Origin of the sequence: Streptomyces sp. (genome assembly GCF_035563135.1) — a bacterium.
Lineage (GTDB): Bacteria > Actinomycetota > Actinomycetes > Streptomycetales > Streptomycetaceae > Streptomyces.
Window position 1 is genome coordinate 1 of sequence record NZ_DATMVN010000527.1, and the last position, 8,975, is coordinate 8,975.

Consider the following 8,975-nt stretch of genomic DNA (forward strand, 5'->3'; position numbering starts at 1 on the left):
AGAGAGCCTCCATCAGCAGGAACGTGGAACCCTGCGTCCGCGCTGCCTCGAGCGCGAGGTCGGCAGCGGCATCGGCGGCCTCCGGATCGCCCACCCGCCATTCGGCTTCGGCGAGGAAGACCGCCGCGGCGGGGAGTTCGAGGAGAAGCTCGGCGTTCGTCATGGTCCTGACGGCGGCCCGCAGATTCACGGCGGCCTGCTCGTCCTCACCGGCCAGCAGCAGGGCGAGCCCGCGCCAGGTGTCGGCCCGCTGTTGCAGAGGGCTCGCACAGGCAGACGTGTTCATCCGGTCGAACGCGTCGAGGGCTGCCAGGGCTGCGGCGTGGTCCCCGTCCAGACGCAGCGCCATTTTGGCGCGCAGGGTGAGAGCACCCAGGCGGGCGAAGAGCGATCCCTTGCGGTGGACCTCCTGGTCGTACTCGTCCAGTGCGGCACGGGCCTCTTCCCGTCGACCCGCGTCGAGGAGCAGGTCCGGGGCCGCCTCGCGGACGAGCAGGGACCGCGCGCCCAGGCCGGCCACCCGTTCGTACATCTCCAGCGCCTGCTCGGTATGGCCCAGCGCCCGGGCGGCGAGCAGCCGCGATCCCACGGACTCCCACTCGTTCCACGCCGATCCGACGGCCAGCTCCACCTCCGCGATCCGGCCGTGGAAGTACTTGCCGATGAGCAAGGAGGGATATTCGGCACCCAGGCTCAGCGGCGGGAGGTCGTAGGCGTTGACGGAGCCGTACGTGTACAGGGCGACGATGTACTCGGCGACGCTGCGGTTCGGTCCGGCGGGTGCCGTGGCGACGACCGCGCGCAATCCGTCCACGTCGAGGGACGCCGAGTAGCACAGGGTCATCAGGATGACGGCCCGGCCCGAGGACCGGGCCAGTTCGTCGCGCAGGCCGCGCGCCGCCAGGTGATCGGCGTACGCCGCCCCACGGGCGAACTCCTCCTCGGCCACCGACAGCATCAGATGCCCCAGGCTGAGGGCGAAAGGACTGCGTTCGGCAGCGGTGGGTTCGAGGGTTTCCAGCCAGTGCCGCGCCTGCCGGAAGTCGTGGCGCTCGATGACGGAGGCGATCGCCCGGGACGCGGAGCCGAGGGCCGGCTCGTACGCCCCCGCGTCGATCAGCACCTCGGTGGCGTCCTCGTCGCGGCCCTCGGACGCCAGCAACTGACCGTAGCGCACACGGCACTCCCGGACGGTGTCGCTGGGCCGTCGTTCCTGCAACTCCATGAGGTATTCGCGGAACCGCGGATGACAACGCAGGGTGTGGGCTCCGGGCCAGGTGGCAGGCAGCGCGCGACCGCGCAGTGACGCCATCCGGGCGCCCGCGTCCGTGATGCCGAGCGCGATGGCCCGCCCGGGTGTCACCTCGTCGAGCAGCGCGGTCTCGATCAGGAACGTGCGGTCGCGGGGATCGAGCTGGTCGAGGATGTGGGCCGACAGATAGCCGTAGAGCGGATCCGCCTCGCCGCCCAGGCCCGGCAGGTGATCGGCGGACCGCCACGCCTCGAAGAGAACGCCCGTGACCCAGCCGCCGGTCTCGTTGACGGCGTGCTGCGGGTCGACGCCGGAGACACCACGCTCCGTCAGTGCTTCGGCGGCCTCCGACGCGGTGAACGCGAGCGCCGACTCGCCGAGGTAGCCGAGGTCCAGGACGGTCGGATCGAGCCACTCCGCGGTGAGGAACTGGCGGCTGAGCAACACCATCCGCAGGCCGGCCCCCGCATGGCGGATGAAGGACCCGAGCACGTCCCACGCCTCGGTGTTGTCCTTGAGGCGCTCCAACTGGTCGAGCACGATGACCAGAGGTTCCTCGCCCACCGACGAGGACAGCAGACCGGCGGCTTCCGCATGGGGGACGTTACCGGACATCGCGTTCACGGCGATGCCCGTCATCCCGGGCAGCGCGTGCGCCACCGCGGCGTCCAGGTAGGTCACGAGCCGGCCGGGCGCTACGTCGGTGTCGTCGACCGACAGCCATGCCACCGGCTGGTGAAGGTGCCCGACCGAGGCCGCGGCGGCGGTCGTCTTGCCGGAGCCCGCTGTCCCGACCACGAGGACGAGCCGATGGCGGGCGATCAACTCGCCCAGGCGTTGCTCGACCCGCGGGCGGGCGACGACCTCCGGTGGGATCGCCGGGACGACCAGCTTCGTGCGGATGTACGAATGAACCGAAGGGACAGACAACGGCGGCTCTCCCTGGTGCTGACGAATGAGGCCGTCGGATCCTAGCCGGGCAGCGCCGGCGGCGGAGCTGCCCGGGACGGCTCGAATTTTCAGGAACGTGCAGGCGAGACGAGCTTCACGCGGATGGGGAGTGTGGTGAACCCGGCGAGAATGAGCCCCGGCGTCTCCTCGGTGGCGCCGCCGAGGCTGATCTCGGTCGTGGCGGCGAGAAGCTCCTCCAGGACGACCCGCAGCTCCAGCCTGGCCAGCGGGGCACCCAGGCACTTGTGCATGCCGGACCCGAAGGACAGGTGCCGGTTCGGGCTCCGGTCGATGATGCAGCTCTCCGGGTGCTCGAAGGCCTCCGGGTCACGGTTGGCCGCGGCGTAGTTGAGGGCGACCAGCTCACCCGCCCGGATGGTCCGGCCGTGCAGTTCGACGTCCTCGGTGGCGCGTCGTCCGAGTTCCGGCAGGGGAGTCTCCAGGCGCAGGAACTCCTCGACGGCCGTGGGGATGAGCTCGGGCTGCCGCCGCAGTCTCATCTGGACGTCCGGGTTGGTCGCCAGCCGGTAGATGGCGCCCCCCAGGGCATCGGCGCTGGTCGCGTGCCCCGCGGCGATCATCTGCGTGCCGATCCCGATGACGTCCTCGTCGGGCAAGGGTGCTCCGTCGAGCTCCATGGCCATCGCGCCGCTGATCAGGTCCAGATCGGGGTCCAGCGGCTGCTTCCGGCGCTCCGCCACGAGCTGCCCGATGTAGGAGGCGAACACCCCGAAGATGACGGGAGCCACCTTCTCCGGATCCCACCCCATCTTCTCGAACGAGGCGATCTGGGCCAGCAGCTCGTCGGATGCCGCATCCGGAAGGTTCATGAGCGCCGCGAGGGTGCGGGCCGGCAGTACCTGACAGAGCGCAGGGACCACGTCCCCACCACCGGCCCGGAGGATCGGCGCCAGGTGCTCGCGGGCGTAGGAGCGGATGAGAGGTTCGAGCCCGTCCATCCGCTCCTTGGTGAAGTAGCGGTTCAGCATGCGGCGGAAGACGGTGTGCTCGGGCGGGTTCAGCGTGATCGGTATCTGCCGGCCGCCCTCCGGGATGGGCAGGATGAAGAACTCCCCGGACTCGAACGTCCCGGGCTTCCGTGCCGCCTCTGCCACGTCGGCGAAGCGCGTCAGCGTCCAGTGGCCCGAGAGGTCGTCGGCCCAGGCGACCGGGCACCCCTGCCGCAGCCGGTCGTACTCGGCGAGCCGCTGGGGCGACCGGCTGCCGCCTCCGCGAGCGTTGCCGCCCCGGTCCTGCTCCGGCTCCCAGTCGGCCACGCGCTTTGTGTTCGGTACGGAGTCTTGGGTCATGCACGCACGCTGACACGGGCAGTCCGGGCACTCTGTGACTGGGGTCACGGAAATGCGGACCGCCGCTCTTCACTCTGAGACCCCTGGAAATGTTGAGAGGTACCCCATGACCTACGTGATCACCTCGGCGTGTGTCGAGACCAAGGACGGCGCCTGCGCCGCAGTCTGCCCGGTGGACTGCATCCATCCCGCGGACGGCGAGTCCGGCTACGGCGAAGCCACCCAGCTCTACATCAACCCCGACGAGTGCATCGAGTGCGACGCGTGCGTGGGAGCCTGCCCCGTCGGCGCGCCCTTCGCGGAGGAGAACCTCCCTCCCGAACTCGCGCACTTCAAACAGATCAATGCCGACTGGTTCACCGCGGGCTGATGGTCTCCGAGGACTTTGGTCACAGCGCCACCGCCTCTCGATCCGGCATCGTCATCGTATACATCCCCTTGCGTCGTCCAGGAAGTGAGTGCCGCCGTCATGGCTGAGAAGACTGTGCAGGAGCGCAACAAGGAAGTCGTCCGGGAGTTCGTCAACACACTGTTGAACGACCGTAACCCGGAGAAGGCCTCCGAACTGATGGGAAACCGCTACGTCCAGCACGTCCACGGGGTACCCGACGGGCGTGAGGCGTTCCTGAAGGACATCCACGACCACTTCCTCGACGCGTTCCCGAACGCGCGCCTGGAGGTCAAGCGCCTGATCGCCGAGGACGACCTGGTGGTCTGCCAGGCGCACATCGTGCTGAACGCCGCGGACCCGAACGACCGAGGCCTGGCCTCGTTCGACATGTTCCGCCTGGAGGACGGTGGGATCGTCGAGCACTGGGTCGCCGCGCAGCCGATCCCGGACACCGACCCGGTGAACTCGAACACTCCTTTCTGAAATCAGCCCGATGCACCGACGGTCCGGTGCTTCGCCGAAAGGCGAAGCGCCGGACCGTTTCATGTTTTCCGAATTCCGGCCGGAACGAGGAACAAAGTGCGAAGGCGCGAGACTCAAGTCACTGATGGGCCCCATTTCCTGAGGGAATCTCGTCTCATGACTTCGACCACACAGCCCGATCTCCGCACGACGGGTTCGGACACCGGAATCCCGACGCACGAAGAACTCATCGAGCGTGCCCGAGCTCTTCGTCCCTTCCTCATAGAGCGCCAGGAGGAGACGGAGCTGAACACCTTCCCCACCGAGGAGGTGCAGCAGGCCTTCATCGACAACGGGTTCTACAAGGTCCTCACGCCGAAGCGGTACGGCGGATACCAGATGAACGCGTGGTCCTTCCTCCGGCTCGCGATCGAGCTGGCCCGCGCCAACCCTTCGGCCGCGTGGTGCTACACGCTCGGGCACAGCCACGCCTACTCCGCCGCGGCCTTCTTCTCACCGGAGGCACAGGAGGAGCTGTTCAGTGCCCCGGACGGCTACTTCGTCGCGGCCTCCTTCGCCTTCCCCCGCGGCGAGGCCCGCCGGGTGGACGGCGGATACGTCATCAACGGCGTGTACCCGTACGGCTCCGGATCGCCTTACTCGAACCACTACATGGGCGTGGTGCCGGCTCCCGCCGGATCGCCCCACGGTCCCGAGGGGAGCCACCTCTCCTTCGTGGCGAAGCGCGAGGACTTCACCGTCGGCGACGACTGGGGCAACATCCTCGGCATGCGCGGCAGTGGCTCGGGCACGGTGACGATCAAGGACGCGTTCGTCCCCGACCACTGGATCCTCCCCAACAGCTACACCGCGCTCGGCGCGGTGGACGGCAGCACCCCGGGGTCGCTCTACCACGGCGACTCGACCTACGCGATGCCGCAGCTGGCCTTCGCCTCCACCTACCCCCCGGCGCTCGTGATCGGCATGGGGTTCGGGGCGCTGGACGCGTACGAGGAGGTCATCAAGAAGAAGGCACCGGAGCGCATCCCCGGCATCACCGACCCGGCGATCCTCAACGCCAAGGTGAAGGCCGAAGTCTCCGAATACCAGCGTGCGTTCGGGCTGGCCTCCATGGAGATCGAGGCCGGCGAGGCGCTCATGAAGAGCGTCTGCGACGAGCTGGCGGAGATGGGCGCCGAGGGCTCGGTCGACCCGGAGCGGAACCTCAAGCTGACGTGCCGGACCGGGTACTCGGGCCGCCTGGTGTGGAACGCCGTCAACGAGCACCTGTGGCGCACCGGCGGCAGTTCGCAGGCGCTCAACAGCGCCCGGATGCAGCGCTACTTCCGTGACATCGCGACCTGGTACACCGCGCCCGGCAACGGACACCGCGACAGTGTCGCCCAGATGTACGGGCAGACGCGCCTCTTCGGACCGCCGGCGCCGCCCGAGGCGTAGGAGTAACGGAGAGCCCGGTCGACGGACGGGGGCGGCGCCGATTCGGCGCCGCCCCCGTCCTCGTCCACCGCGAGTGACCGCCGGCGGCGCCCACCGCGGACGGTGGTCACGCCGCTGCGTGACTCAGGTCACTGGAGGGTGTCGGATCGGTGCCTACCTTCCAGACATGACCGACTTCGACAGCCACAGCGGCAGCCCCTCCGTCTCCGACTGGTTCCCCGAAGAGGACCGGGGCGGAGGCGCACGCGGGAGCGGCAGCCGCTCCGCGCAACGTCTCGCGGAGTACCAGCGCCTGCGCGAGCGGTGCCCGGTCGCCTGGACCGAGGACAACGGCGGCTACTGGACACTGACCCGCTACGACGACGTCCGGGACGCGGCCCGCCGGCCGGCCGAGTTCGCCTCCGGAGCACCGTTCATCGCGATGCCGGACTTCGGCAGCCAGATCCCCATATCGCTCAACCCACCCGAGCACGCCACGTACCGCCGGCTGCTGAACCGCTACTTCTCGGCACCGGCCATGGCGCGCCTGGAACCGACGATCCGGGGATTCGTCGTCGAGCATCTCGAACCCCTGCTGGAGGTGGGCGAGGGTGACGCGATCAGCGCCTTCTGCCAGCCCGTTCCGGCGCGGGCCCTCTCCGCCCTGCTGCACCTGCCCGACTCCGCCCACACCGAACTGGTCGAGGAGATAGCCGGCTTCGAGCGGATGGGCTGGGACCCGAACAAGGTCGGCGCCGTGATCGCCCAGGTCTTCGGCGGCCACATCGCACGCGTCGTCACGGAGCGGCGGGCCCGGCCGCTGGACCCGGAGAACGACTTGCTCAGCGGTGTCATGGCCGCGGAGGTCGACGGCCGGCCACTGAGCGACGACACGGTGACCCAGATAGGCGTCCAGCTGATCGCGGCCGGGCACGCCACCACCGCCGACTCCCTCGGCGCGGCGCTGTACCGGCTGGCCACCAACCCCGACATCCAGATGACCCTGCGCCGGTTCCCGGAGCGGATCCCGAGCGCCGTCGAGGAGTTCCTCCGCATCGAGACGCCACTGCCGGAACTCGCCCGGACGGCCACCGACGACGTCGCACTGCACGGCCGCACGATCCGGGCCGGCGATCGCGTGGCGCTCAACTACGGTGCCGCCAACCGTGACCCGGAGGCGTTCGAACACCCGAGCGCCTGCGTCATCGACCGCTCGCCGAACGACCATCTGGCGTTCGGCAGCGGCGTGCACAAGTGCCTCGGAGCGCCGTTGGCCCGCCTGGAGCTGCGGGTGGCGCTGGAGGAGATCCTGGCCCGGACAGCGGAGATCGATCTCGCGGGACCGGGCACGGTGACGACCGGCGTCATGCTCAGCGGATTCACCAGCCTGCCGCTCCGGTTCAGGACGCGCTGAACCGCTGACGGGCTCCCCGGCTCCACGGACAGGAAGGTGTCCCGGACCTCAGGTCCGGGACACCTTCCTGTCTGTGGAGCCGGGCGGAGACTCAGACGGAGACGGCCGACTGCTCGTTGCTCGGGTGCACGCCGTACTGGTTCGTCTCCATGATCTGTGCGATCCCCAGGCCGGCCGGCGTCGCGGTCATGTCGACGCGCGTCTCCAGCAGCCAGGCCTTGTAACCGGGGTGCACGTCCTCCTCCGGGCCCTGGTGCAGAACGCCCTTGGGAACCCAGGTGACGGTGCCGGGGGTGTCGACCCCACCCCACGGCGTCGGCCCGGCGGCATAGCAGATGATCTCGTCGTAGTCGACGTTGTGGTGGACGGGCGGACGGTCGCTGCGCCGGCTGTTGATGCCGAAGAGCAGGTCCCGGCCGGAGACGGAACCGAACAGCCGGGCAGGCTGCAGACCACCGTCGTCGACCGCGAGTCCGTGAACGTGCTCGATGTTGATGCGGACGACCGGCGGCGCTCCCTTCACGTCGAGGCAGGGCAACGGGTCGTAGTCGAAGAAGTAGGACGTCAGCTCGTCGCCGTGCCGGAAGACCACCTCGTACTCCCCGTCGACGGGGCCACCGGGACGGCCGTGCGGCGTCGCGACGTCGAGATGCAGGTCCGGGTTGAAGGTTCCCGGTGCGTTCTGCGGATCGACGGTGATCTCACTGGACGTCGTCACGACGATCTCGTCGATCGGCGCGGTCACCGAGTTCCAGCGGTAGGCGATGCCGCGGGGGATGCGCACGAAGTCACCCGCCCTGACCTGCAGCACGCCGGCCATCGTGTCGAGCTCCCCGCCACCGTCGATGACGAAGTGCAGCTCGTCCGCCGCCACGTTCTTGACGGCGTGCGCCGGCGGGCCGGACAGACGGTTCACCTCGATGGCGAGCCCGTCGCCCTTCAGGATGGGGACGGGCAGCGCGTGCGCGCCCGCGAACGCCTCGTCGGCGAGCTCCCAGGTCTGGAAACGGCGGGGGAGATAGCTCCCCTCCGCCCTCGTGAAGTCCGGCAGATACTGGGCACGGACGATCGTGGTGAACGGTCCGCCGAATCCGCTGCGCGAGTAGAGCTCGACGTTGACCTCCGGTTCCGCAGACACGGTCATACCTCCATGGTGGGCGATACTGCTTTCAGGACGTTAGGAACCCGGGCGGCCCGGCGCTGTGACCGAGGTCCGCCGGTCCCCGCTCCCCGGCCGGGGGCGGACGACGGCCGGTCTCAGGCCGCGGGTCCGGTGGCGGCAGCCGCGAACAGGTCCTCGCGGCGCACGAACTTCACGCGCGGACGACCCTGCTCCTGGCCGGCCGCGGCCTCCGCACTGTCTATCACCTGCCAGCCGCGCCAGTCGACGACGGACCGTGCTCGGGACCGCAGCATCGCCGCACTGGCTTCCGGCGAGTACTCGACGTGCGGGCCGAGCCGTCCGCTGTCACGGTCGGCGCGGATCGCGGCGGCGGTGTCGACGGCGCACTTCTTGTTGGTGCCGATGACGCCGGACGGCCCTCGCTTGATCCAGCCGACCACGTACTCACCGCGCTGGACCTCCCCGTCCTCCACCAGGCGCCCGTCGACGTTCGGGAGCCGGCTGGAGCGTTCGTCGAAGGGCAGACCGCTGACGGGCCGGCCGCGGTAACCGATCGCCCGGATCACCAGCCCGCAGTCGACGGCCTGCTCCTCGCCGGTCGCCACGGCGCGCAGCGAGCCGTCGGGTCCGCGCTC

7 protein-coding genes and 1 pseudogene are annotated in these 8,975 nt (G+C 69.6%); 4 read left to right on the forward strand and 4 right to left on the reverse strand.

Features of this window, described 5'->3' with window-relative positions; genetic code table 11:
* Both VN520_RS23380 and VN520_RS23385 read right to left on the reverse strand, forming a co-directional pair.
* Positions 1–2,182 (reverse strand): hypothetical protein (locus VN520_RS23380; protein ID WP_325748903.1); only part of this gene is annotated, 2,182 nt, incomplete at its 3' end.
* 89 nt (positions 2,183–2,271) lie between these two features.
* On the reverse strand, positions 2,272–3,480 hold the full coding sequence (locus VN520_RS23385) for a cytochrome P450 (protein ID WP_325748904.1): 1,209 nt from the start codon (positions 3,478–3,480) through the stop codon (positions 2,272–2,274).
* A gap of 139 nt (positions 3,481–3,619) precedes the next feature.
* Between VN520_RS23385 and VN520_RS23390 the strand changes: the two genes are divergently transcribed.
* The 4 genes from VN520_RS23390 (at position 3,620) to VN520_RS23405 (ending at position 7,217) form a co-directional block, all read left to right on the forward strand.
* The gene (locus VN520_RS23390; RefSeq protein ID WP_325748905.1) at positions 3,620–3,883 is read left to right on the forward strand and encodes a 4Fe-4S dicluster domain-containing protein; all 264 of its coding nucleotides are present in this window, start codon (positions 3,620–3,622) and stop codon (positions 3,881–3,883) included.
* A gap of 99 nt (positions 3,884–3,982) precedes the next feature.
* Entirely contained in the window at positions 3,983–4,387 is a 405-nt protein-coding gene (locus tag VN520_RS23395) for a nuclear transport factor 2 family protein (protein WP_325748906.1), read from the forward strand.
* A 156-nt stretch (positions 4,388–4,543) separates the two neighbouring features.
* On the forward strand, positions 4,544–5,824 hold the full coding sequence (locus VN520_RS23400; RefSeq protein ID WP_325748907.1) for an acyl-CoA dehydrogenase family protein: 1,281 nt from the start codon (positions 4,544–4,546) through the stop codon (positions 5,822–5,824).
* A gap of 166 nt (positions 5,825–5,990) precedes the next feature.
* Complete coding sequence (locus tag VN520_RS23405) at positions 5,991–7,217, forward strand: cytochrome P450 (RefSeq protein ID WP_325748908.1); 1,227 nt, start codon at positions 5,991–5,993, stop codon at positions 7,215–7,217.
* A gap of 91 nt (positions 7,218–7,308) precedes the next feature.
* Here the strand turns inward: VN520_RS23405 and VN520_RS23410 are convergent, their stop codons facing one another.
* A complete protein-coding gene (locus VN520_RS23410; RefSeq protein ID WP_325748909.1) occupies positions 7,309–8,361 on the reverse strand; it encodes a hypothetical protein in 1,053 nt (350 codons plus the stop codon).
* Positions 8,362–8,474: 113 nt separating this feature from the next.
* Positions 8,475–8,975 (reverse strand): annotated as a pseudogene (locus tag VN520_RS23415) (NADP oxidoreductase); the annotation flags it as partial.